The sequence below is a fragment of the Bradyrhizobium sp. NC92 genome (genome assembly GCF_025200865.1).
In the GTDB taxonomy this organism is placed as follows: Bacteria; Pseudomonadota; Alphaproteobacteria; order Rhizobiales; family Xanthobacteraceae; genus Bradyrhizobium.
Genome location: NZ_CP104171.1, coordinates 4,049,664 through 4,071,945, shown reverse-complemented (window position 1 = coordinate 4,071,945; position 22,282 = coordinate 4,049,664). Strand labels below are relative to the sequence as shown.

21 protein-coding genes are annotated in these 22,282 nt (G+C 64.6%); 8 read left to right on the top strand and 13 right to left on the bottom strand.

Going from position 1 to position 22,282, the window contains the following annotated elements; genetic code table 11:
• Nucleotide 1: 1 nt before the first annotated feature.
• The 4 genes from N2602_RS18995 to N2602_RS18980 all read right to left on the bottom strand — a co-directional run bounded on the left by N2602_RS18995 (nt 2) and on the right by N2602_RS18980 (nt 3,766).
• Nucleotides 2–484, bottom strand: coding sequence for a tripartite tricarboxylate transporter TctB family protein (locus N2602_RS18995; RefSeq protein ID WP_172789154.1), 483 nt, complete (start codon nt 482–484; stop codon nt 2–4).
• Nucleotides 485–662: 178 nt separating this feature from the next.
• Nucleotides 663–1,655: a tripartite tricarboxylate transporter substrate binding protein gene (locus tag N2602_RS18990; RefSeq protein WP_172789153.1), complete on the bottom strand. Its 993-nt coding sequence runs from the start codon at nt 1,653–1,655 to the stop codon at nt 663–665.
• A gap of 53 nt (nt 1,656–1,708) precedes the next feature.
• Nucleotides 1,709–2,962, bottom strand: coding sequence for a CaiB/BaiF CoA-transferase family protein (locus tag N2602_RS18985; protein ID WP_172789152.1), 1,254 nt, complete (start codon nt 2,960–2,962; stop codon nt 1,709–1,711).
• A gap of 9 nt (nt 2,963–2,971) precedes the next feature.
• Nucleotides 2,972–3,766: an enoyl-CoA hydratase/isomerase family protein gene (locus N2602_RS18980; RefSeq protein ID WP_172789151.1), complete on the bottom strand. Its 795-nt coding sequence runs from the start codon at nt 3,764–3,766 to the stop codon at nt 2,972–2,974.
• Between the two features lie 115 nt (nt 3,767–3,881).
• Between N2602_RS18980 and N2602_RS18975 the strand changes: the two genes are divergently transcribed.
• Entirely contained in the window at nt 3,882–4,547 is a 666-nt protein-coding gene (locus N2602_RS18975; RefSeq protein WP_172789150.1) for a GntR family transcriptional regulator, read from the top strand.
• Between the two features lie 191 nt (nt 4,548–4,738).
• Nucleotides 4,739–5,710, top strand: a complete 972-nt coding sequence (locus N2602_RS18970; protein WP_172789149.1) for an MBL fold metallo-hydrolase — start codon at nt 4,739–4,741, stop codon at nt 5,708–5,710.
• Between the two features lie 112 nt (nt 5,711–5,822).
• Here N2602_RS18970 and N2602_RS18965 read toward each other — a convergent pair whose 3' ends face one another.
• Together N2602_RS18965 and N2602_RS18960 are read right to left on the bottom strand one after the other, a co-directional pair.
• Complete coding sequence (locus N2602_RS18965) at nt 5,823–6,236, bottom strand: ASCH domain-containing protein (RefSeq protein ID WP_172789148.1); 414 nt, start codon at nt 6,234–6,236, stop codon at nt 5,823–5,825.
• 1 nt (nt 6,237) lies between these two features.
• The gene (locus tag N2602_RS18960; protein ID WP_172789147.1) at nt 6,238–6,966 is read right to left on the bottom strand and encodes a haloacid dehalogenase type II; all 729 of its coding nucleotides are present in this window, start codon (nt 6,964–6,966) and stop codon (nt 6,238–6,240) included.
• Between the two features lie 338 nt (nt 6,967–7,304).
• Here N2602_RS18960 and N2602_RS18955 point away from each other — a divergent pair, with 338 nt between their 5' ends.
• Nucleotides 7,305–8,327, top strand: a complete 1,023-nt coding sequence (locus N2602_RS18955; protein ID WP_246709028.1) for a hypothetical protein — start codon at nt 7,305–7,307, stop codon at nt 8,325–8,327.
• 64 nt (nt 8,328–8,391) lie between these two features.
• Here N2602_RS18955 and glpX read toward each other — a convergent pair whose 3' ends face one another.
• From glpX to N2602_RS18935, 4 genes are all read right to left on the bottom strand, one after another.
• On the bottom strand, nt 8,392–9,393 hold the full coding sequence (glpX, locus tag N2602_RS18950; RefSeq protein ID WP_172789145.1) for a class II fructose-bisphosphatase: 1,002 nt from the start codon (nt 9,391–9,393) through the stop codon (nt 8,392–8,394).
• Nucleotides 9,394–9,531: 138 nt separating this feature from the next.
• Nucleotides 9,532–10,848 (bottom strand): homoserine dehydrogenase, encoded by a 1,317-nt coding sequence (locus tag N2602_RS18945; RefSeq protein ID WP_172789144.1) that lies wholly within the window; start codon nt 10,846–10,848, stop codon nt 9,532–9,534.
• Nucleotides 10,849–10,876: 28 nt separating this feature from the next.
• Entirely contained in the window at nt 10,877–12,097 is a 1,221-nt protein-coding gene (locus N2602_RS18940) for an LL-diaminopimelate aminotransferase (protein ID WP_172789143.1), read from the bottom strand.
• 228 nt (nt 12,098–12,325) lie between these two features.
• Nucleotides 12,326–12,601: a hypothetical protein gene (locus N2602_RS18935; RefSeq protein WP_172789142.1), complete on the bottom strand. Its 276-nt coding sequence runs from the start codon at nt 12,599–12,601 to the stop codon at nt 12,326–12,328.
• Nucleotides 12,602–12,855: 254 nt separating this feature from the next.
• Between N2602_RS18935 and N2602_RS18930 the strand changes: the two genes are divergently transcribed.
• The 3 genes from N2602_RS18930 (at nt 12,856) to N2602_RS18920 (ending at nt 16,074) form a co-directional block, all read left to right on the top strand.
• Nucleotides 12,856–14,664, top strand: coding sequence for an alpha/beta hydrolase (locus N2602_RS18930; RefSeq protein WP_172789141.1), 1,809 nt, complete (start codon nt 12,856–12,858; stop codon nt 14,662–14,664).
• A gap of 64 nt (nt 14,665–14,728) precedes the next feature.
• On the top strand, nt 14,729–15,127 hold the full coding sequence (locus N2602_RS18925) for an MAPEG family protein (RefSeq protein ID WP_172789140.1): 399 nt from the start codon (nt 14,729–14,731) through the stop codon (nt 15,125–15,127).
• 179 nt (nt 15,128–15,306) lie between these two features.
• The gene (locus tag N2602_RS18920; RefSeq protein WP_260383548.1) at nt 15,307–16,074 is read left to right on the top strand and encodes an outer membrane protein; all 768 of its coding nucleotides are present in this window, start codon (nt 15,307–15,309) and stop codon (nt 16,072–16,074) included.
• Nucleotides 16,075–16,220: 146 nt separating this feature from the next.
• On the opposite strand, the gene argC is transcribed toward N2602_RS18920, so the two are convergent.
• On the bottom strand, nt 16,221–17,204 hold the full coding sequence (gene argC, locus N2602_RS18915; protein ID WP_260383547.1) for an N-acetyl-gamma-glutamyl-phosphate reductase: 984 nt from the start codon (nt 17,202–17,204) through the stop codon (nt 16,221–16,223).
• Entirely contained in the window at nt 17,201–17,869 is a 669-nt protein-coding gene (locus tag N2602_RS18910) for an FMN-binding negative transcriptional regulator (RefSeq protein ID WP_212258604.1), read from the bottom strand. Before N2602_RS18910 ends, argC begins: the two co-directional genes overlap by 4 nt.
• A gap of 429 nt (nt 17,870–18,298) precedes the next feature.
• Here N2602_RS18910 and N2602_RS18905 point away from each other — a divergent pair, with 429 nt between their 5' ends.
• Nucleotides 18,299–19,300 carry an MBL fold metallo-hydrolase gene (locus N2602_RS18905; protein WP_260383546.1) on the top strand — a complete coding sequence of 334 codons (1,002 nt, stop codon included), beginning with the start codon at nt 18,299–18,301 and terminating at the stop codon, nt 19,298–19,300.
• 40 nt (nt 19,301–19,340) lie between these two features.
• Here N2602_RS18905 and N2602_RS18900 read toward each other — a convergent pair whose 3' ends face one another.
• On the bottom strand, nt 19,341–19,871 hold the full coding sequence (locus tag N2602_RS18900; protein ID WP_172789134.1) for a DedA family protein: 531 nt from the start codon (nt 19,869–19,871) through the stop codon (nt 19,341–19,343).
• Between the two features lie 274 nt (nt 19,872–20,145).
• Here N2602_RS18900 and parE point away from each other — a divergent pair, with 274 nt between their 5' ends.
• Nucleotides 20,146–22,188 carry a DNA topoisomerase IV subunit B gene (parE, locus tag N2602_RS18895; protein ID WP_260383545.1) on the top strand — a complete coding sequence of 681 codons (2,043 nt, stop codon included), beginning with the start codon at nt 20,146–20,148 and terminating at the stop codon, nt 22,186–22,188.
• Nucleotides 22,189–22,282 lie beyond the last annotated feature (94 nt).

The following is a 22,282-nucleotide window of genomic DNA, read 5'->3' as shown; positions in this document are numbered from 1 at the left end:
GTCAGAACCCGAAGGCGGCGGCGAGCGCGCCGTGCGGCAGGCTGACCTGGAACATGCGCTCGAACACGAGATAGAGCGCGAGCGCCGTGGCTCCTGCCATGGCGAGCGCGCGCGGCACGGATTGGTGCCGCGGGATCGCCAGCACCGCGAAGACGTACAGAGCCGAGGCGACGTACATCCCGGCGAGCGGGATCGCGGCGACGAAGATCGCAGCCGGCACGAACAGGCCCGCGAGCCGCCGCAGCTCGATGGACGTGATCGCGATCGGTACGTTTGCGAGCGTCGCGGCCGGCAGCAGGCCTCGTCCCAGATTGTAGAGGCTGCCGAGCACGACGATGATCCCGGTCAGGAACGGGAATGTGCCGGCGTCCACGCCTGCGCTCGACCAACCGATGCCGTTGTCGAGGCTGGAGACGACGACAGCCACGCCGAAGCTGCCGGTGAGCACGGCGGTCGCAAGTTCAAGCGCGCGGCGTGAGATCATGGGCAGCTCCGGCGAAACAGTCCTCGTCCTGAGGAGCGCGCTTTGGCGCGCGTATCGAAGGACGGCTCCAGGCGAGATCGCATCCACGGCCATCCTTCGAAACGCCCGCCTCCGGCGGGCTCCTCAGGATGAGGACCAGGGCTGTAGTCGGCTGCGCGATCGAAGGCCATCCTCGGCCTCACTTGACCAGCCAGCCCTGCTCGCCTGCGACCTGTTTGACGTGCTCGAGGTCCTCCTTGATGAACTTGTCAAGCTCGGCACCGGTCAGGAACGTGTCGACCTGGGAGGTCTTCTCGATGTAGTCCTTCCACTCCGGCGTTGCCTGCACCTTCTTCATGAGGTCGACATAGAACGCGGCCTGCTCCGGCGTGACCTTGCCGGGCAGCCACACGGTGCGGGGCTGCTCGTATTGCTTGATGTCGAGGCCCTGCTCGACGCAGGTCGGAACGTCGCCCCAGCCTTCGGTCGCGGTGACCTTCGGGCCCTGCGGCAGCCGCTTCGGGCTGAACACGCAAAGCGGTCGCTGCGTGCCGCCGCGCCATTGCCCGAGGCTCTCGCTGGGGTTGTTGACGTGGGAGTCGAGATGGCCGCCGGCGAGCTGCACGGCGGTCTCGGCGCCGCTCTTGAAGGGGATGTAGGTCAGCTTGACCTTGCCGGCCTTCTCGATCATGCGGGTCAGCACCTCGTCGGTGTCCTTGGACTGCGCGCCGCCCATCTTGAATTCGCCCGATGCGGCCGCCTTCAGATAGTCGCCCGCGGTCTTGTACGACGCGTCCTGCTTGACCCAGAGCAGGAACTCGTCCTGCGCCATCGCCGCGATCGGCGTGAGATCGGTGTAGTTGAAGGCGACCTTGGAGACGAGCGGCTGCTGCCAGGCATTCGACGTGCCGAAGATCACCTTGTAGGGATCGCCCGCGGAGGCCTTGCCGTAGACATAGCCCTCGGCGCCGCTGCCGCCGCCCTTGTTGACGACGACGATCGGCTGGTCCGTCAGCTTGTGCTTGGTGATGATGTTCTGCACCGCGCGCGCGAGATTGTCGGTGCCGCCGCCGGGGCCGGCGGTGGCAATGAACTCGATCGGCTTTTGCGGCTGCCAGGCGGCGAGCGCCGGCATGGTGCCGGCGAGCACGACTGCGGCTGCGGAGAGCAGAAATGTTGACGTCCGACCCATGATTTCCTCCAGCTGATTTTTTTGTCTTTTATTGTTGTCGTATCGACGTCCGTTCAGGCGACGCGTTCCTCGCGCTTTTCCTGGGCGGAAACGATTGCGCCTTCTTTTTCGAGCGCTTCGATTCGTGACTGGTCGAACCCGTGCTCGGCCAGAACCTCTCGCGTGTGTTCACCATAGACCGGTGCGCCTGATCGCACTTTGCCCGGGGTCTCCGAAAACTTGATGGGAAGCCCGATCGTCTTGACGGGACCGAGCGTGGAGTGCTCGACCTCGACAACCATCTCCCGCGCCAGCGTCTGCGGATCGCTCAGCGCCTCCAGCATGTCGTGCACGGGGCCGCACGGCACGCCCTTCTCGTCCAGCGCCGCGAGCCAATGCGCCCGCGTTTGGGTGCGGAAGCGCTCGCTGAGGACGGCTTCGAGCTTCTTCAGATTGGCCATGCGATCGGCGCCGGTGACGAAGCGCGGATCGTCGGCGAGTTCGCTTGCGCCGAGCGCTTCCAGCATCAACAGCCAGTGCTTCTTGTTGGCGCCGCCGACCACGAGCCAGCCGTCCGAGGCTTCGAAGGCCTGATATGGCGCGTTGAGCGGATGCGCCGAGCCCATCGCGCGCGGCGCGGTGCCCGCGGCGAGCGCGATGGTCGACTGCCAATAGGTCTGCACCAAGGCGGCTTCATACAGCGAGGTCTCGACCCACTGCCCCTCGCCCGTGTTGAGGCGATGGGTGTAGGCCGCAAGGATGCCCATGCTCGCGAGCAGGCCGGCCGTGATGTCGGACAGCGGCGGCCCGCACTTGACCGGAGGACCGTCGGGCCGCTCGCCGGTAAAGCTCATGATGCCGCTCATGGCCTGCGCGACGAGGTCGAATCCCCTGCGATGCTTGTAGGGGCCGGTACGGCCGAAGCCCGACAGGGAGCAATAGATCAGTGCCGGGAATTCCGCGTGCAGCGCCTCATAGCCGAAGCCGAGGCGCTCCATCGCGCCAGGCGCAAAGTTCTCGACCAGCACGTCGGCATCCGCGATCAACCGGCGCAGCACCTCCTTGCCGCCGTCGGTCTTGAGATCCAGCACGATGCCGCGCTTGTTGCGGTTCATCATCAGGAAGGACGCCGCCTCGTCGCCGATCTTCGGCGGCACCGAATGGCGGGTGTCGTCGCCGTTCGGCCATTTCTCGATCTTGATGACGTCGGCGCCCATGTCGGCGAGCATCAAGGTGCAGGTCGGTCCGGCCATGACGTGGGTAAGGTCAATGACCTTGAGGCCGGCCAGCGGCCCCGAACGGCGAGAGGTGGATTGTGAACTTTGCATCGGCTCATCCTATTGGCCGCGCCATTGCGGCGCGCGCTTGTTGAGGAAAGCATCGAGCCCTTCGCGAAAGTCCTGGCTCGTGTAGCACATCAGGATGAGGTCTTCGCCCTCGTCCTGCGTCAGCCGCCGTTGCAGGCGGCCGACAGCCTGCTTGGTCGCATTCAGCGTCAGCGGCGCATGGCTCGCAACGAGCCGGGCGACCTCGTCCGCGCGTCCTTCAAGGGCGGCAAGATCCTCGACGACCTCGCCGAGCAGTCCGACGCTTGCGGCCTCCGCGGCATCGACGAGGCGCGCGGTGAAGATGAGATCCTTGACGCGCGCCGCGCCGATCAGGGCGGTGAGACGGCCGACATTGGACATCGACAGGCAATTGCCGAGCGTCCGCGCGATGGGAAATCCGATCTTTGCGCTTTTCGTGCCGATGCGGAGATCGCAGGCCGCGGCAATGCCGGCGCCGCCGCCGGTGCAGAACCCGTTGATCGCCGCGACCGTCGGCACCCGGCACCGCTCCAGCGTGGTCAGCACACGATCGATGCGGTTCTCGTAATCGATGGCGTCCTGCGGCGTCCTGAATTCGCGGAACTGGTTGATGTCGGTGCCGGACGCGAAGGCCTTGTCGCCCGCACCGCGCAGCACCAGCACCTTGATCGCATGGTCTCGGTTGGCCTGCTCGCAGATCGCGGCAAGCCGCTCGTACATGGCGAAGGTGAAGGCGTTACGGGCTTGCGGGCGGTTGAAGGTGATCCGCCCGATGCCGTCGTTGGATTCAAAAACGAGGTCGTCCGCCTCCGTAGCAAGGTCCATTTCCTCATGTCCTCTTGTTTTTTACATTTTTGAATGCAAAATTTGCGATTAGCAAGCGGAAACTTCTGAATATCGCCATATAATCCCGCTTTTGCATTCAAAACGGAGCGCTTCCATGCTTCACGAGGAGGTTGTCGGCCGCATCCGCGCCATCCTGCTCGACGGCGAAATCCCGCCGGGCGCGCGGATTCCCGAGCGCGAGCTGTGCGAGCGGCTCGAAATCTCGCGCACGCCGCTGCGCGAGGCGCTCAAGGTGCTGGCCGCGGAAGGGCTCGTGCAGCTGCTGCCGCATCGCGGCTCGCGCGCAGCAAAACTGACCGACAAGGACATGCGCGACCTGTTCGAGGTCTGCCAGGGCTTGGAGGCCCTCGCCGGCGAACTCGCCTGCGAGCGCATTGGCGATGCCGAGATCGACGCGATCGCCGCCGCGCATGACGAGATGGTGCAGCATTATCGCGACCGCGATTTGATCCAGTACTATCGCGGCAACCGCGCCATCCACGAAGGCATCGTGACCGCAGCAGGAAATCCCGTGCTCGCAGGGCTTTACGCCTCGGTGACCGCGCGCATCCGGCGCGCGCGCTACGTCACGCCGATGACGCCGCAGCGCTGGGCGCTCGCCGTGAAGGAGCACGAGGCGATCCTCAACGCACTTCAGCGCCGCGACGGAGTCGGCCTCGCCCACATCCTGCGGGCGCATCTTCGTCACAAGCGCGAAGAGGTGCTGCAGGCGGGCTTTGCCGAGACGGATGCAAGTGAGCCCTCGCTCCGTATCGCGTGAGATTTCTGCAGCGACGATCCAGCGAACACAATCGCGACACAATCATTGATTGATGCTTGCGCGCCACGCGATCATCAATCCGTTTCCTCTTGCGAGCCTGTCTGAACCGGCGCAGCATCCCGCTGCCGGCCCAAAGCCGCACATCACGCGCGAACAATCGCGCGGATCAAAACAGAAAATGGAGGATACGAATGACACTTGACGTCTCGCGTCGATCCCTACTCGCACTCGGAGCCGGCCTCGGCGCCAGCGCCATGCTCGGCAGCAGCGCGATGGCGCGGGCGCCCAAGCTCGGCACCCAGACGCCCTACTGGCACCGCTTCGTTCTCGGCGATGCCGAGGTGACCGTCGTATCCGACGGACCGCTTCCGCTCGGCGATCCCTCCGGGACCTTCACCGGCGTTCCCAAGGAAGAGGTCAAGAAGATGCTGGCCGACAATTTCCTGTCGCCGGACAATGTCGTGCTCGAACAGAATTCTCCGATCGTCAACACCGGCGACAAACTCATCCTGTTCGACACCGGCATGGGCTCATCGAAGATGTTCGGCGCCAGCACCGGACGTCAGCAGAAGAGCATGACGGAGGCCGGCATCAAGCCGGAGGACATCGATGCCGTCGTGTGCTCGCATGCCCATATCGATCATATCGGTGGCATCGTCGACGAGGGCGGCAAGCCGCTGTTCCCCAACGCGCAAGTCTACATTGCCCAGAGCGATTTCGACTTCTGGACCGACGAAGGCAAGCTTGGCAGCGCGGCAAAGGACTTCGTCGTCCACGCCCGCAAGAACCTGCTGCCGGTCCGGGATCGGATCAAGTTCTTCAGGGATGGCGAGGAATTCCTGCCCGGCGTGCAGGCGATCGCGGCGCCCGGCCACACCGTCGGCCACACCATCTTCATGGTCTCGTCGGCAGGCAAGTCATTCGCATTCCTCGGCGATCTCTCGCACCATTCGGTGCTGCTGCTGGAGAAACCACGGATGGAGTTCTCCTACGACTCCGACCCGAAGCAGGCGGCCGAGTCGCGCGTCAAGCTGCTGACGATGCTGGCGGCGAACAAGATCCCGGTGATGTCCTATCACTTCGCCTGGCCTGGCTATGGCCACGTCGCCAAGGCCGGAGATGGCTTCCGCTACTATCCGGAGCCGATGAAGATGACGTTGTAGCTATTAGTTCAGGTTCGGGCGGCGCGGGCCGCCCGGACTGTTTCTCGCGGCGCGAGGCGCCCCACAAGCCGGTCTCGTGCGAGCGATCCTGAGTTAGGATCTCCTCGTCCCGTTATGGATCGATATCGGCATCGCCGAAGACCTCGACCAGGCGAAATCGCTCGCACATCAGCATCATGTCGTCGCTGTAGCGACCGAGCCTGCCGAAATAGGATTGATGGGCACGGCGCCAATCAGCCAGGCTCCGGTCGCCCTCTCCCTCGTCGTGTGCAAAGGCTGCATCGACCTCATTGAAGCGCCGGTATGTCACCTCGATGGTTTCGATGACGCAGCGCGGCTCTCCGCGCCCGTCGAGCACGACCCAGCGCTCGCCTGGCGTAGAGGTGTTCGGCTCGTCCTCGGTGCTGCACGTCGCGGTCTTGATGCCCTTGACGACGAGCTCGACCAATTCGTCCGCCAGCGCGGGGCTGTCGCCGAACGCGAAGGTTCGGAGATGTCGATACGGCTCGGGAATCCCCTTGCCCATCCTAGCAGCCGAGCTTGTCGGCGATGCCGCCAAAATCCTTCGCGACGATGTCCCAATTGCCGGTTGCTTCGAAATCGACCTTCTGGAGCGGCCCGTACTCCGTCGGTCGCGCGACGAAGGCGGTCTTCAATCCGTTCTTCTGCGCGGCCGCGAGATCGCCATTGTGGGCGGCGACCATCATCACCTCTTCCGGCTTGAGGCAGAGCAGGCGCGCGGCGCCGAGATAGGTTTCCGGATCGGGCTTGTAATGCTCGAACAGCTCGGCCGACAGGATGAGGTCCCACGGCAGGCCGGCGAACTTCGCCATGTTGGTGAGCAGCGCGACGTTACCGTTCGACAGCGGCGAGATCACGAATTTTGATTTCAGCCGCGTCAGGCCGGCGACGCTGTCGGGCCAGGGATGGAGCCGATGCCAGCCCTTGGTGAGGTAATCGAGATCGGCCTCGGTGAGGCCCTTGATCGCGAATTTCTCGACGAGCTGCTCCAGCGAGCGGCGGTGAAGATCATCGAGCATGACATAGCCGCGCTCGGGATGTTTGCGCACGTCGTCCATGGAGGCCATGTACATGCCGCGCCAGCCGTCGACGAGCGCGGTCCAATCGGCGCTGATGCCGCGCTGCTTGCCCCACCACATGAAGTCGGTGATCAGGCTGGTGCGCCAGTCCACGACCGTGCCGAAGACGTCGAAGACGAGGGCTTTGACGGCGGAGAGATCGGATGGTGTGGTCATGCTTCGCTCCGCTCATTATGTTTTGGCCCGGGCTAGCTCCGGCCGAGATTGGGGGCTTTAAAGCATGATCCGTTCCATGCAACAATAGCGGTTGCCCGCCGCATCAGGCTCGCCCAGCGCGAGCGGCGTGATCAGCCTGCCTATCGCTTGCAATCGCATCTTCCATGACAAACATTCCTATCGCTTTCATATTGCTCGAAGATGCCCGTCTCCCGGATGAGGAAGCTCTAATCCAGTCAATACGGGTTCGTCATCCCGACTTGCGGTGCAGTCGCAGCACTGTCGCACCAAGCGACAGCGCGGCCCGTCCGATGCTCATCGGCATCGGAGATCACGTCATGACGATCTTCCTGATACCGGAGCCGGTGCCTTTTGATCAGCGGCTTTGGGAGCGGGCCTCGTCACTATGGCCGGAAGCTTTTCACGCCGCCGGACGCCATCGCGCGCACCTCGTCGTCGCGGCAATGGACCCGGCCAAAAGCAATGCTGAAACGAAAGCGCTGGGATTTGCCGAGCGCACGCCCCTCACGACCGCCTTTCTAGGCGCAGTGCTCGCGGCGATGCCCGGTGTCGTCGCCGTCATCTGGGGCGGAAAGGTCGGCCGTTCCCCCGAGATGTGGCTGGAGCAGTCAAGCCGTGCGTTCGAGGCGTATCCAGATCAGCCGTTCGGATTGTGGATGGACATCGTTCCCTTCCGTTCCGGCGAGACCGTGGGGGCTTATACGCTCGGATTGTCCGCGTTCGCTGGACGAGAGATCGAGTTTGAGGTGGACGGGCTTGACGAACGCACCGTCACCGGCCGGGTTGCCCAGCTCTCGGCATTTCTCATCGCTGCCGATCCCGACACCAGTTTCAAGAACGGTGAAGTGTTCAAACCGGACTCCGAGATCGACCATCGCGTCGCTGTGCTCCATCGCAAGTCGCGCTTCAACCTTGGGCCGGTCATCTCCTTCTCATCTCTTGATGATCGAGCGGGGAGAAACAAGACCTATCCGATCATTCCCCCTTCCATCGCCGCAAATCATCCCCTGCTGATCATGCTGGCAAAGGTTGGGCATTTCGATCCGGCGCATCCAAGAAACAAAATCGGTCTCAAGCCTGATCACTACCTCTCCGAAGTACGCCTGGAGAGCTTCGATGAAGGCCTCACGCAGGCGCTGTCCCGTATGATCGCAACTGACGCCTATGCCGAGGCCGACATAAGCGCGCGCAGCGCGCTCGCGCGCGGAGACACGGCGACGGCGAAGTCCGTTCTTCAGCCCTGGGCCGATGAGGTTGGGCAGCTCCAGGGGGCCGTCATGCTCGCTCTGATGTTGCGCGACCTGCACATGTTCGCCCCGGCACCGCATCGCAGCCCATAGCAGGCAGAGCACGGATTCGGCAGCGACCAAAGCGCCGAACAAGCGGGCGCGGATGACCGCGACCTCAGTCCAGATGAAACTTGGCCAACTCGCGGTGCTCGGCCTTGATGTAGCGCACCGTGCCGGTGACGGAGCGCATCACGACCGTCTCGGTCTCGATCACGCCGTCCTTGCGGAATTTGACGCCCGACAGCAGCGAGCCCGTGGTGACGCCGGTGGCGGCGAACAGGCAGTCGCCGCGCGCCATGTCCTCGATGCCGTAGATCATCTTGGGATCGTTGACGCCCATCTTGGCGGCGCGCTCGCGCTTCTCGTCGGAGTCGAGGATCAGGCGGCACTGCATCTGGCCGCCGATGCAGCGCAGCGCCACGGCGGCGAGCACGCCTTCCGGTGCACCGCCGGTGCCGAGATACATGTCGACGCCGGTGTTGTCGGGGTCGGCGCAGTGGATGACGCCGGCGACGTCGCCGTCGGTGATCAGGCGCACGGCAGCGCCGGTCGAGCGCACGCTCGAAATGATGTCGGCGTGGCGCGGACGGTCGAGCACCAGCACCGTGATACCCTCCGGCTTGACGCCCTTGGCCTTGGCGAGGCGGCGGACATTGTCCGCCGGCGAGGCATCGAGATCGACGACGCCCTTGTCGTAACCGGGGCCGATCGCGAGCTTCTGCATGTAGACGTCGGGCGCGTGCAGCAGCGTGCCGCCGTCGGCCATCGCCATGGTGGCGATCGAGCCCGGCATGTTCTTGGCGCACAGCGTCGTGCCTTCGAGCGGATCGACCGCGATATCGACCTCGGGGCCGGCCTTGAGGCCGACCTGCTCGCCGATGTACAGCATCGGCGCCTCGTCGCGCTCGCCCTCGCCGATCACGATGGTGCCCTGGATCGGCAGCTTGTTGAGCTCGCGCCGCATGGCGTCGACCGCAGCCTGGTCGGCCGCTTTCTCGTTGCCGTGGCCGCGCAACCGCGCCGACGACACCGCCGCCCGCTCCGTCACCCGCACGATCTCCAGCGTCAGGATGCGCTCGAGCAAGGCGTGCGGGGGGACTTCAATATGGGTCGACATCGGCTCACTCCTTCGAAACGTTTGGGACGGAAATCTCCGTCCGCATCAACTCGCAACACCCACAGTTCGTTCGAACCGTGCTCTATGGTTTGAGCATGCTCTTGCCGGAAAACCGCGTCACACTTTTCCGGAGCATGCTCAGTTCTTCTCAATCCTGATGACCTGCGGACGTCCGCTGATCACCTTGTCCTTCTGCACGGCAGCGAGCGCACGGCGCACGGCGTCCTCATGCGTCGCATAAGTGATCAGGATGACGGGCACGGGGACCGCCTTGCCGTCAGCGGGTGCTGCGCCGCCATTGGGATGACGCTGCACGATCGACTCGATCGAAATCTTCTGCTCCGCGAGCCGCGTCGCGATCGCGGCCGCAGTGCCGGGGAAATCGCGCGCGAGCAGGCGGATGTAATAGCCGCCCTCGTGGCGCTCCATCGGCGCCTTCTTGGTGTCGCGCAGCTGCGCGATCGGCCGGCCGAACGGATTGGCGCGGATGCCGCGCGCGACGTCGGCGATGTCGGCGACGACGGCAGATGCGGTCGCGGCACCGCCGGCGCCGGGGCCGACCAGCGTGATCGGCGGAATGCCCTCGCCATCGATCGTGACCGCATTGGTGACACCCATCACCTGCGCGATCGAGGAGGATTTCGGCACCATGGTCGGATGCACGCGCTGCTCGATGCCCTTGGCGGTGCGAACGGCAACGCCGAGCAGCTTGACGCGGTAACCGAGATCGGCGGCGGCGCGAAGATCTTCCGGCGCGATGGATGAGATGCCTTCGACATACACGGCGCTTTGAGCAACTTTCGTGCCGAAAGCGAGGCTGGCGAGAATGGCGAGCTTCTGCGCGGTATCGTGGCCGTCGACGTCGAAGGACGGGTTGGCCTCGGCATAGCCGAGCCGCTGCGCGTCCTTGAGGCATTCGGCGAAGGACAGGCCCTCCTGCTCCATCCGGGTCAGGATGTAATTGCAGGTGCCGTTGAGGATGCCGTAGACGCGGTTGACGCCGGTTCCGGCAAGACCTTCGCGCAACGTCTTGATGACGGGGATTGCGGCGCCGACGGCTGCCTCGAAATTCAGCGCACCGCCGTGCTTTTCAGCCGCCTTGGCGAGCTTGAGCCCGTGCTTGGCGAGCAGCGCCTTGTTGGCCGTGACGACCGACTTGCCGGCACTGAGCGCAGCGTCCACCGCCGACAGCGCGGGATCGCCGGCGCCGCCCATCAGCTCGACGAAGCAATCGACCTCCGGATGCGTGGCGAGCGCCATCGGATCCTTGGCCCAGTCGACGCCGCGCAGGTCGATGCCGCGCTTCTTCGCCTTCGAACGCGCGGTGACGGCGACGACGCGGATGCCGCGGCCGCTGCGGCCCGCCAGCACGCGCGCTTGCGTTTCGATCAAGCGGACAACTTCGGCACCCACGGTGCCGAGCCCCGCTATGCCCACTTTCAGGGGTGCGACCATGATACTTCAGAAAACCTGCAGAAGAGAATTAACGCCGATTGGCGAGCGGAACGACGTTGTGCAACGTTTCGATCCCGCTTTCAAGGAAGCGGCGCACGCCGCGCGCGGCCTGCCTGATCCGTTGCTCGTTTTCCACCATGGCGATGCGGACATATCCTTCACCATGCTCGCCGAAGCCGACGCCGGGCGACACCGCGACTCCGGATTTCTCCACCATCAGGGTGGCGAACTGCATGCTGCCGATGCTGCGGAAGGCTTCCGGCAGCGGCACCCAGGCGAACATCGAGGCTTCCGGCGGCGGGATGTCCCAGCCGGCGCGGCCGAACGATTCCACCAGCGCGTCGCGACGCTTGCGGTAGGTGTCGCGCATCTCCTTGATGCAATCGTCCGGGCCGTTCAGCGCCGCGGTCGCCGCGACCTGCACCGGCGTGAACGCGCCGTAATCGAGGTAGGATTTGACGCGGGCGAGCGCAGCGATCACGCGTTCATTGCCGACCGCAAAGCCCATGCGCCAGCCGGCCATCGAGTAGGTCTTCGACATCGAGGTGAACTCGACGGTGCAGTCCATCGCGCCCGGCACCTGCAGCACCGAGGGCGGCGGGTTGCTCTCGTCGAAATAGACCTCGGCATAAGCGAGATCGGACAGGATCAGGATCTCGTGCTTCTTGGCGAAGGCGACGAGGTCCTTGTAGAAGTCCAGGCTCGCGACATAGGCGGTCGGGTTCGAGGGATAGCAGACGACGAGCGCGAGCGGCTTGGGGATCGAATGCACGATCGCGCGCTCCGCCGCCTCGAAGAATTGCGGCGTCGGCTCCGACGGCACCGAGCGGATCACGCCGCCCGCCATCAAGAAGCCGAAGGCGTGAATCGGATAGCTCGGGTTCGGACAGAGGATGACGTCGCCGGGCGCGGTGATCGCCTGCGCCACGTTGGCAAAGCCTTCCTTCGAACCCAGCGTCGCCACCACCTGGGTGTCGGGGTTCAGCTTCACGCCGAAGCGGCGGGCGTAATAGGCGGCCTGGGCCCGGCGCAGTCCGGGGATGCCGCGCGAGGCGGAGTAGCGGTCGGTGCGCGGCTTGCCCAGCGTCTCCTTCAGCTTCTCCAGCACGTGCGCCGGCGCCGGCAGGTCCGGATTGCCCATGCCGAGGTCGATGATGTCGGCACCGGCATTCCGCGCAGCCGCCTTGGCCCGGTTGACCTGCTCGAACACGTACGGCGGAAGGCGGCGAATGCGGTAAAATTCTTCCATGGCTCTCTGGGCTCCGGGCAACCGGTCAGGACAGAATCGAGGGGCCGCGAGGGCCATTCCAAAAGCCCTCAGGTCTCATCGCGAAAATTACTCAAAATCAAATACTTAGAGCAATCGTCGGCGACGAAGACTGAAGTCGTTCGCCCTGACTCTTGGCTGAACCGAGGTCTTTTAGCACGGCAACACGGACGCGCCAGCGATTACCTTGCCGGTCTCGCGGGCACAAACCTATTTGCCGTCCTTGGCGGCAGCGGCCTGGCGGTCGCGCGCGGCGGCGAGCTCGGCTTCGATCTTGGCGCGCTGCTCCAGCGGGATGATCGCCTGATCGCGATCCGGCGGCAGATCGTGCACCGGCAGATAGGTGCCGGGCTCCCTGGCACGCGGCGGCGCATCCGCAGGCGCCAGATCCGCGAACTGGCTCGAACACCCGCCCAGGGCGAGCGCCGCGATCAGCACCGCGCCGCAAATCGGCAGCGTCTTTTGCAGGTCCCATACCGCCAACACTTGGGAAATCCCCTACTCGTCCCAAAGCACGGCCCCGGGCAAGCTTACCCAAGACCGCGCCCAAGCTCAAACCATTGCTGCCCAAAATGGTAGGAGCGAGAAAACAGCCGATGCCCAACAAACCGAGACGTGCGGCCCGATTGTGACGGAACCAAGAAGATTTGTCGCAGTGCAACACATCTTCGAGAGTGTTTAACGTCAAACATGCGAGCTTCGCGGTGACGAATACGGAATGAATCGTTACTGTTCTGCTCATGAGTATGGCCACGACCGATACGCCGAAACCCGAGACGAAGTTCGATGCCGAAGCCTTCGCGATGAACGTCGCGCGGGCGATGGAGAGCGGCGGCAAGGCGCTCGCCGCATACCTCAAGCCGCGCGAGAGCGGCGAGGTGCAGGACCGCCCGCCGCCCGAGCTCACGGAGATGGTCAAGACCTTCACCGCGGTCGCCGAATACTGGCTGTCGGACTCCTCGCGCTCGTCCGATCTGCAGACCAAGCTCGCCAAGGACTATCTCGACCTCTGGGGCTCGGCGGCGCGCCGCATGGCCGGTCAGAACGCCGAGCCGGCGATCGCGCCCTCGCCGCGCGACAAGCGCTTCGCCGATCCGGAGTGGAAGTCGAACCAGTTCTTCGACTTCGTCATGCAGCTCTATCTGCTCACGACCAAATGGGCGCAGGAGCTGGTGCGCGACGCCGAAGGGCTCGATCCGAACACGCGCCGCAAGGCCGACTTCTACGTCCAGCAGGTCACCAACGCGCTCTCGCCATCGAACTTCGTGCTGACCAATCCCGAGGTGCTGCGCGAGACGGTGGCATCCAGCGGCGAGAACCTCGCGCGCGGCCTGAAGATGCTGGCCGAGGACATCGCCGCCGGCAAGGGCATGCTGAAGATCCGCCAGTCCAACCCGGATAATCTCGTCGTCGGCGTCAACATGGCGACGACGCCGGGCAAGGTGATTTACCAGAACGAGATGATGCAGCTGATCCAGTATTCGCCGACGACGGAGAAGGTGCTGCGCACCCCGCTCCTGATCGTGCCGCCCTGGATCAACAAGTTCTACATCCTCGATCTCAAGCCGGAGAAATCCTACATCAAGTGGTGCGTCGACCAGGGCATCACCGTGTTCGTGGTCTCATGGGTCAATCCCGACAAGCGGCTCGGCACCAAGGGCTGGGAAGACTACATGAAGGAAGGCCCGCTCACGGCGATGGACGTGATCGAGAAGGTCACCGGCGAGATGAAGGTGCACACCGCCGGCTATTGCGTTGGCGGCACCATGCTCGCGACCACGCTGGCCTGGCTTGCCGAGAAGCGCCGCCAGCGCGTGAGTTCGGCGACGTTCTTCGCGGCGCAAGTCGACTTCACCCATGCGGGTGACCTCCTCGTGTTCGTCGACGAGGAGCAGATCGCAGCGCTCGAGCACGACATGAAGACGGCCGGCGTGCTCGAAGGCTCGAAGATGGCGATGGCCTTCAACATGCTGCGCTCCAACGACCTGATCTGGTCCTATGTGGTCAGCAATTATCTGAAGGGCCAGCAGCCGAGCGCGTTCGACCTGTTGCACTGGAACTCCGATGCGACACGGATGACCCAGGCCAACCATTCCTATTACCTGCGCAATTGCTACCTCGAGAACCGGCTCTCCACCGGCACGATGGTGCTCGAGAACACCCTGCTCGATCTCTCCAAGGTCAAGGTGCCCGTCTACAACCTCGCCACCCGCGAGGACCACATCGCGCCCGCTGAATCGGTGCTGTACGGCTCGCAGTTCTTCGGCGGCCCCGTGAAATACGTGCTGTCCGGCTCGGGCCACATCGCGGGCGTGGTCAATCCGCCTGCCGCGAACAAGTACCAATATTGGACCAACGACAACATCAAGAACGTCAACGTCGCGCAGTGGATGAAGGGCGCCGTGGAGCACAAGGGCTCGTGGTGGCCGGACTGGCGCCAATGGCTGGGCGAGCTCGATCCCGAGGAAGTCCCGGCGCGCGCGGTCGGCAGCGAAGCTTTCCCGCCGATCGAGGACGCGCCCGGCAGCTACGTCAGAGTTCGCGCGTAGCGGAATCCGGCGCGCTTTCGTATAGACTCGCCTCAATCCAGCGACGACACAGGGGACCGGCACTATGACACGCGAATTGTTCTGGCTGACACTGACGGTGATCCTGACGGGGGTTTTGTGGATTCCCTACATCATCAACCGCTGCCAGGTTCGCGGGTTGAGCGGTGCCATGGCCAACCCCTCGCGGGGCGACAAGCCGCAGGCGGAATGGGCGAACCGGCTGATGTTCGCGCATGACAACGCGGTCGAGAACCTCATTATCTTCGCCCCCCTGGTGCTGATCCTGAACGCGATCGACTATTCCACGAAATGGACGGTGCTCGCCTGCGCCGTCTATTTCTGGTCGCGCGTCGCGCACACCATCGTCTATGCGCTCGGAATTCCGGTGTTCCGTACCCTCGCCTTCACCGTCGGCTTCCTCGCCCAGGCCGTGCTGGCGCTGGCGATCTTCGGATTGGTTTGAAGCGGCAGGCTTGCGCCGAAGTCACGCTTTCGCAGCCGCAACCAGCGGTTGGATGACCGATAGGCTGTTGCCGAAGGATGACAGTCCGGAAGAATCGGCAACGGCCCGCTCTGCCAATGCGCTGGCTCGTTCTTCCACAGCTATATTTACCCATCGCAATTGATTGATTCGGGGCAGACATGAATTGGAAGATTGCATCCGCGCTCGGCGCGCTCTCGCTCGCAGCCATCACGACGCAGGCCAGTGCCGCCGATCTCGCCGCCCGCCCCTACACCAAGGCGCCGCCGATGATCGCCGCGATCTATGACTGGAGCGGCTTCTACATCGGCGCCAATGGCGGATACGGTACGTCGCGCAAGTGCTGGGACCAGATCGCCGGCTTCGGCCCCGGCGTTGCCGAAGGGTGCCATGATGCGACCGGCGCGGTGGCCGGCGGCCAGGTGGGCTATCGCTGGCAGAGCAGTGCCTTCGTGTTTGGTCTCGAAGCGCAGGGCGACTGGGCCGATCTCTATGGCCGGAATGCCAGCGCCATTCTCGGCGTCGAGAACCGCACCCGGATCGAGGCTTTCGGCCTGTTCACCGGCCAGGTCGGCTACGCCTGGAACAGCGCGCTGCTCTATGTGAAGGGCGGCGCCGCCGTCACCAGCGATCGCTACCGGGGCGCCGGCACGGGCGGTCTGGCCGGAGCCGAGTTCGACCGTGCCAACGAGACTCGTTGGGGCGCCGCGGTCGGCGTCGGCTTCGAGTACGGCTTTGCCCCGAACTGGTCGGTCGGCCTCGAATACGACCATCTGTTCATGGGCCGGCGCGACGTCACGCTGACCTCCACCGGCGCGCTGGCGCCTGCCGGCACGTTCTCGCGCACCGATCGGATCGGTCAGGACGTCGATCTGATCACCGCCCGCATCAACTACCGGTTCGGCGGGCCGCTCGTCGCGAAGTACTGAGCTTGTGCCCCGGACTCAGTGCAACGCCTCTTGGCGGTGCGCTGCAGAGCCGGGGCCCATGGTCTTGCTTTCGCTTGTCGTGTTATGGGTCCCGGCTCTGCGGAGCAGCGCTAAGCGCTGCACCGCGTCCGGGACACGAGACTGCCCTACTCCTCCGGCAGTCCCAGCATCAGCCGCATGTTCTGCACCGCTGCACCGGATGCGCCCTTGCCGAGATTGTCGAGCCGGGCGACCAGTAGCGCCTGGTGATATTTGTCGCTGGCGAAGACGTAGAGCTCGAGCATGTTGGTCTCGTTGAGCGCCTCCGGCTCGAGCCGGCCGCCTTTGCTCGCCTCGCTCTGCAGCGGCATCACCTTGACGTATTTCGAGCCGGCGTAACGCTTCGCCATCGCCGCCTGCAGGTCGGCGCCGCCAGGCTTGCCCGGCAGCGTGTCGAGCTGGAGCGGCACCGAGACCAGCATGCCCTGTCGATAGTTGCCGACCGAGGGGATGAAGATCGGCCGCCGCGTCAGGTTCGAATAGAGCTGCATCTCCGGCAGATGCTTGTGCTCGAAGCCGAGGCCGTAGAGCTCGAAGGACGGCGCGCTGCCATCCTCGAAGCTTGCGATCATCGACTTGCCGCCGCCGGAATAGCCGCTCACCGCGTTGACGGTGAGGGGATAATCCGATGGCAGCAGGCCAGCATCGACGATCGGCCGCAACAGCGCGATCGCGCCGGTCGGATAGCAGCCGGGATTGGAGACCTTCTTGGCGGCCTTGATCTTGCCGGCCTGGTCCGGCGTCAGCTCCGGAAAGCCGTAAGCCCAGTCCGGCGCGACCCGGTAGGCGGTCGAGGCATCCAGCACCTTCGGCCCTTGATTGCCCATGCTGTCGACCAGGGCAACGGTTTCCTTGGCGGCGTCGTCGGGCAGGCAGAGGATGACGAGATCCACCTCCTCCATCAGTGCCTTCTTGGCGGCCGGATCCTTGCGCTTGTCGTCGGCGATGGTCTTGACCGCAACGTCGCTCTGGAGCTTCAACCGCTCGTTGATGCCGAGCCCGGTGGTGCCGGAGCCGCCGTCGACGAAGACGGTGGCGGGCTTCTTGGCCGCGCCGGTGATCGGGGCTTTCGTGGTTTCGGTGAGGCTCATGGAACGCTCCTTTCGAGCTTGTTGGTCTCGGCCGCAAAGGCTTCCGGCCTCACGTCCTGCATCAGTTGCGCGATTTTCCTGGCGTCGGCCGCGGGCTGCGCGCCGAGCGCATTGGCGATCGCCGTATAGTCGGCGTCGGACTTGTGCTGGTTGAGCTTGAAGCTGCCCTCGACCTCTTCAACCGTCATGACCAGACCCACGATTCCCTTCTTCATCGCTTCCAGCCGGCCCGCCGTCATCTTGTCCGAGGTCCATGGCTTCTTCGGCAGCAGCCAATTCTCGAACTTGTCGCTGAGCGTGTCGACCTGCACCGCGAGCTCCTCATCCGACAACGGCCGTACTGGACCGCTCAGATGCACCGATTGGTAGAGCCAGGTCGGAACCTGATCCGGCGAGACGTACCAGTCCGGCGATACATAGGCATCGGGGCCGTTGACCGCGAGCAGCCACGACGCATCGCCGCCCGCCTGCTTTAGCAGCGCATTGTGACGGGCGAGATGAAACGCGGCCTGCGGCGTGCCGTCTGCGGCATAGGTCAAATAGAACGGCAATGGCGAGGCGATCGGCTTCCTGCCGTCGAACGCGCACATGGTGCCGAAGCCGCGCTCCTCGGCGAATTTCAAACTCGCGGCGCGGTCCTGCTTGAAAAAGGGTGGCGTGTACATCGTGGTCTCCTGCTGGGCCTCCTCGGGGGAGCCGCCGGATCAGATCGCGCTGACAGGAGAGAGGATGCCGCGGATCGGGTCCAGCGGCAAAGACGATGATCTCAAACGCGATCGACCGCCCAAACCGCTAAGCTGCGGCGGCGGCGGCGAGCGAACATGATGGTCGCGGCGTTGATCATGGCGCGCGGCTATAAGGCCTGCGGGTTCCAGGGTCAAGTCCAAATCGGCTTGCGGGATGCCGGGGTCGACCGCCACAATGCCGCACTGGTGACGGCACGTTGCCGCACTGGTGACGGGACCGCACGTTGCCGCACGGATGTCATCGGCTTGCAGCGGAATTTCCCTTAAGCGTGGGTGTTCCCGAGAATGACCGGCGGGCCACAACCTCGCCGGGTCCTCCCTTTCGCAACCCAGCCTCAGGACATCGTCATGACCGAGATCACACGTCGCGCTACGCTGGCCGGTGCCGCCGCCTCGGCGCTCCTGCCCTTCGTGAAGACCTCTCCCGCAAGCGCCGCCGCGCCCCCGGCCGAAAAGCAGAATGCGAGCTTTTATCGCTACAATGTCGGCACCCATCAGGTCACGGTGGTCTGCGACGGCGTTGCCACCGTCAATTTGACCGACAATTACGCGGCCGGTGCCAGCAAGGACGACATCAACAAGGTCTTCGCCGAACATCACCTGCCGACCGACAAGGTCACCCACACATTCAACCCCGTGGTCGTCAACACCGGACCGAAGCTCGTCGTCATCGACACCGGTCTTGGGCCCGACCAGTTCGCGCAGACCAAGGGCAAGGTCGGCCAGTTCCACAACAACCTGGCAGCCGCATGCATCGACCGCGCGGCGATCGACACCGTCATCATCTCCCACTTCCATGGCGACCACATCAACGGCCTGCTGGCAGCCGAGAACAAGCCCGCCTTCCCCAATGCCGAGATCATGGTGCCGGCGGCGGAATGGAAGTTCTGGATGGACGACGGCGAGATGAGCAAGGGAATGGGCAATCCGATCCTCGAAAACAATTTCAAGAACATCCGCCGCGTGTTCGATGCGCTCGGTCGCAAGGTGACGCAATACGAGGCCGGCAAGGAGGTCGCGCCCGGTATCACCTCGGTGGCTAGCCCCGGCCACACGCCGGGCCACAATTCCTTTGTCGTCGCCTCCGGCGCCGAGAAGGTGCTGGTACAGGTGGATATCACCGCGGGCGCAGCGTTCCTGTTCGTGAAGCATCCCGAATGGAACATCGCATCCGATGTCGACAAACCGCTGGCACAGCAGACGCGGCGCAAGCTCTACGACATGGCGATTGCCGAGAAGATGCCGATCCAGGCCTTCCACGCCGCCTTCCCCGGTCTCGTCCGGGTCGAGAAGGAAAAGGACGGCTCCGGCTATCGCTGGATCCCCGCGATCTGGAACGCAACGCTGTAGGCTTGGCCTGACGCCCTGACCGGGCGGCCCGGTTGCCCGGTCAGATCACCCGCCAGATCCATTCCATGATCTTGGCGAGCACGTCGCCGAACAGCAGCAGCACGGCCGACCAGATCAGGGCCGAGACGAAATTGGCGGCCTGAAAGCTCCAATAGGGCATCTCGAAAATGCCGGCCGCGAGCGGCACGGAGGCGCGCAAGGGGCCGAAGAAGCGGCCGATGAAGATGCTGGGGATGCCCCAGCTTCGCACGAAGGCCTCACCTCGGGGCAGGAGCTCCGGATAGCGCGAGAGCGGCCACATCTGGGCAACCCTCTCCTTGTAGCGGTAGCCGAACCAGTAGGAGACCCAGTCGCCCAGCGCCGCGCCGAGGCCGCCGGCGATCCAGATCGGGTAGAAGCTGATGCCGCTCGCCCCGATCAGTGCACCGATGGCCACCAGCGCACCCCAGGCCGGGACCAGAAGCGAGATGAACGCGAGCGACTCGCCGAACGCCAGCAGGAACACGATTGGCGCCGCCCAGGCCTGGTGAACGCGCACGAAGTCAGCCAGGGCGTGCGCAAACTGCTCCATCCAAAAAAGCCTTCCCGCCCCGTCTCAAGGTGCTGCTCGATGAAAAGGACTGGTAAGCCAAGGACTTGTGTGACATCAAGTCACAAAACCCGACATGACTAAGGCGGGAACGTCAAATTGCCGGGAAATGGCGGGCCTGCGGCGTAAAATCGCCGGGATTGGCTCCCAACCCACAGCGCGCGGCCCGCCCTCCGGTAACCTTTCCAGGTGAGAAGTGGCATAGTCGGCCTAACCGATTCGCCGCTTCCGCGGCCCTCAAAACGTATCAAGATACATGTCCAAGCAATTGAAGCCCAAAGCAAAAGATGACTTTTTCGGCGGTGACGAGCCGAAGCCCCGCGCCGCCAAGGCGGCGCCGCGCGGAAGCGGCGGGGAAGCCGATTACACGGCAGCCGACATCGAAGTGCTCGAAGGGCTGGAACCGGTGCGGCGCCGGCCCGGCATGTATATCGGCGGCACCGACGAGAAGGCGCTGCATCATTTGTTCGCCGAGGTCATCGACAACTCGATGGACGAGGCGCTGGCCGGACACGCAACCTTTATCGGAGTCGAGCTCAGCGCAGACGGGTTCCTGACCGTGACCGACAACGGCCGCGGCATCCCGGTCGACCCACATCCGAAATTCCCCAAGAAGTCGGCGCTCGAAGTCATCATGTGCACGCTGCATTCGGGCGGCAAGTTCGACAGCAAGGTCTACGAGACCTCGGGCGGCCTGCACGGCGTCGGCATCTCGGTGGTGAACGCCCTCTCCTCCCGTCTCGAGGTCGAGGTCGCGCGCAGCCAGAAGCTCTACCGCATGACGTTCGAGCGCGGCCATCCCAAGGGCAAGCTCGAGGATCTCGGCAAGATCAACAACCGCCGCGGCACGCGCGTGCGCTTCAAGCCCGACACCGACATCTTCGGTGCCAAGGCCGCGTTCAAGCCGCAGCGGCTGTTCAAGATGACGCGCTCGAAGGCCTATCTGTTCGGCGGCGTCGAGATCCGCTGGAACTGCGCGCCGGAGCTGCTCAAGGGCGTCGAGGACGTGCCGGCGGAGGCGACCTTCCACTTCCCCGGCGGCCTCAAGGATTATCTCGCGGCCGCGATCCACGCCGACACGCTGGTGCATCCCGACATCTTCTCCGGCAAGTCGGGGCGCAACGGCGCGCACGGCGCCTGCGAATGGGCGGTGGCCTGGACCGCTGATGCCGACGGCTTCCTCTCGTCCTACACCAACACCGTGCCGACGCCCGACGGCGGCACGCACGAATCCGGCCTGCGCAGCGCGCTGCTGCGCGGCCTGAAGGATCACGCCGAGCGCGTCGGCCAGGGCAAGCGCGCGGCCTCCGTCACCTCGGAAGACGTGATGGTGGGCGCCGCCGTGATGCTCTCGGTGTTCGTGCGCGAGCCCGAATTCCAGGGCCAGACCAAGGATCGCCTCGCCACCGCCGAAGCACAGCGCATCGTCGAGCAGGCGATGAAGGATCCGTTCGACCATTGGCTGTCGGGCAATCCGAACATGGCCAACCGGCTGCTCGATTTCGTCATCGACCGCGCCGAGGAGCGCCTGCGGCGGCGGCAGGAGAAAGAGACCGCGCGGAAAACCGCCGGCAAGAAGCTGCGCCTGCCCGGCAAGCTCGCCGACTGCACCGATGCCGGCACCGACGGCTCCGAGCTCTTCATCGTCGAGGGCGACTCGGCAGGCGGCAGCGCCAAGCAGGCGCGCGACCGCAAGACGCAAGCGGTGCTGCCGCTGCGCGGCAAGATCCTCAACGTCGCTTCCGCCGGCAAGGACAAGCTGACGGCGAACGCGCAGCTCTCGGATCTCGTGCAGGCGATCGGCTGCGGTACGCTCGCGCAATATCGCGAAGAGGATCTGCGCTATCAGCGCATCATCATCATGACCGACGCCGACGTCGACGGCGCCCACATCGCCTCGCTCCTGATCACCTTCTTCTACCGCCAGATGCCGCGCCTGATCGACGAAGGCCACCTCTTCCTCGCAGTGCCGCCGCTCTACAAGCTGACCCACGGCTCGAAGTCGGTCTACGCCCGCGACGACGCCCACAAGGAGGCGCTGCTCAAGAGCGCGTTCAACGCCAACGCCAAGGTCGAGGTGAACCGCTTCAAAGGTCTCGGCGAGATGATGCCGGCGCAGCTCAAGGAGACCACCATGGACCCGGCCAAGCGGACGCTGCTCAAGGTGGTGCTGCTGGCCGACGACCGCGACACCACGGCGGATTCGGTCGAGCGGCTGATGGGCACCAAGGCCGAGGCCCGCTTTGCCTTCATCTCGGACAAGGCCGAGTTTGCCAGCGACGAGCTGCTGGACGTCTGAGGCGGCAACCCAACCGGCCACACGCCAATCACAGCCCCGGTCCTAAGCCGGGGCTGTGTCGTTTGAGGAGCGGGTGCCCGATCCGGCCGGCTTT

Bases quoted from the DNA above. Each gene is read 5' to 3' on its own strand.
- N2602_RS18995 (WP_172789154.1), bottom strand. From the start codon at position 484: ATGATCTCACGCCGCGCGCTTGAACTTGCGACCGCCGTGCTCACCGGC.
- N2602_RS18990 (WP_172789153.1), bottom strand. From the start codon at position 1,655: ATGGGTCGGACGTCAACATTTCTGCTCTCCGCAGCCGCAGTCGTGCTC.
- N2602_RS18985 (WP_172789152.1), bottom strand. From the start codon at position 2,962: ATGCAAAGTTCACAATCCACCTCTCGCCGTTCGGGGCCGCTGGCCGGC.
- N2602_RS18980 (WP_172789151.1), bottom strand. From the start codon at position 3,766: ATGGACCTTGCTACGGAGGCGGACGACCTCGTTTTTGAATCCAACGAC.
- N2602_RS18975 (WP_172789150.1), top strand. From the start codon at position 3,882: ATGCTTCACGAGGAGGTTGTCGGCCGCATCCGCGCCATCCTGCTCGAC.
- N2602_RS18970 (WP_172789149.1), top strand. From the start codon at position 4,739: ATGACACTTGACGTCTCGCGTCGATCCCTACTCGCACTCGGAGCCGGC.
- N2602_RS18965 (WP_172789148.1), bottom strand. From the start codon at position 6,236: ATGGGCAAGGGGATTCCCGAGCCGTATCGACATCTCCGAACCTTCGCG.
- N2602_RS18960 (WP_172789147.1), bottom strand. From the start codon at position 6,966: ATGACCACACCATCCGATCTCTCCGCCGTCAAAGCCCTCGTCTTCGAC.
- N2602_RS18955 (WP_246709028.1), top strand. From the start codon at position 7,305: ATGACGATCTTCCTGATACCGGAGCCGGTGCCTTTTGATCAGCGGCTT.
- glpX (WP_172789145.1), bottom strand. From the start codon at position 9,393: ATGTCGACCCATATTGAAGTCCCCCCGCACGCCTTGCTCGAGCGCATC.
- N2602_RS18945 (WP_172789144.1), bottom strand. From the start codon at position 10,848: ATGGTCGCACCCCTGAAAGTGGGCATAGCGGGGCTCGGCACCGTGGGT.
- N2602_RS18940 (WP_172789143.1), bottom strand. From the start codon at position 12,097: ATGGAAGAATTTTACCGCATTCGCCGCCTTCCGCCGTACGTGTTCGAG.
- N2602_RS18930 (WP_172789141.1), top strand. From the start codon at position 12,856: ATGAGTATGGCCACGACCGATACGCCGAAACCCGAGACGAAGTTCGAT.
- N2602_RS18925 (WP_172789140.1), top strand. From the start codon at position 14,729: ATGACACGCGAATTGTTCTGGCTGACACTGACGGTGATCCTGACGGGG.
- N2602_RS18920 (WP_260383548.1), top strand. From the start codon at position 15,307: ATGAATTGGAAGATTGCATCCGCGCTCGGCGCGCTCTCGCTCGCAGCC.
- argC (WP_260383547.1), bottom strand. From the start codon at position 17,204: ATGAGCCTCACCGAAACCACGAAAGCCCCGATCACCGGCGCGGCCAAG.
- N2602_RS18910 (WP_212258604.1), bottom strand. From the start codon at position 17,869: ATGTACACGCCACCCTTTTTCAAGCAGGACCGCGCCGCGAGTTTGAAA.
- N2602_RS18905 (WP_260383546.1), top strand. From the start codon at position 18,299: ATGACCGAGATCACACGTCGCGCTACGCTGGCCGGTGCCGCCGCCTCG.
- N2602_RS18900 (WP_172789134.1), bottom strand. From the start codon at position 19,871: ATGGAGCAGTTTGCGCACGCCCTGGCTGACTTCGTGCGCGTTCACCAG.
- parE (WP_260383545.1), top strand. From the start codon at position 20,146: ATGTCCAAGCAATTGAAGCCCAAAGCAAAAGATGACTTTTTCGGCGGT.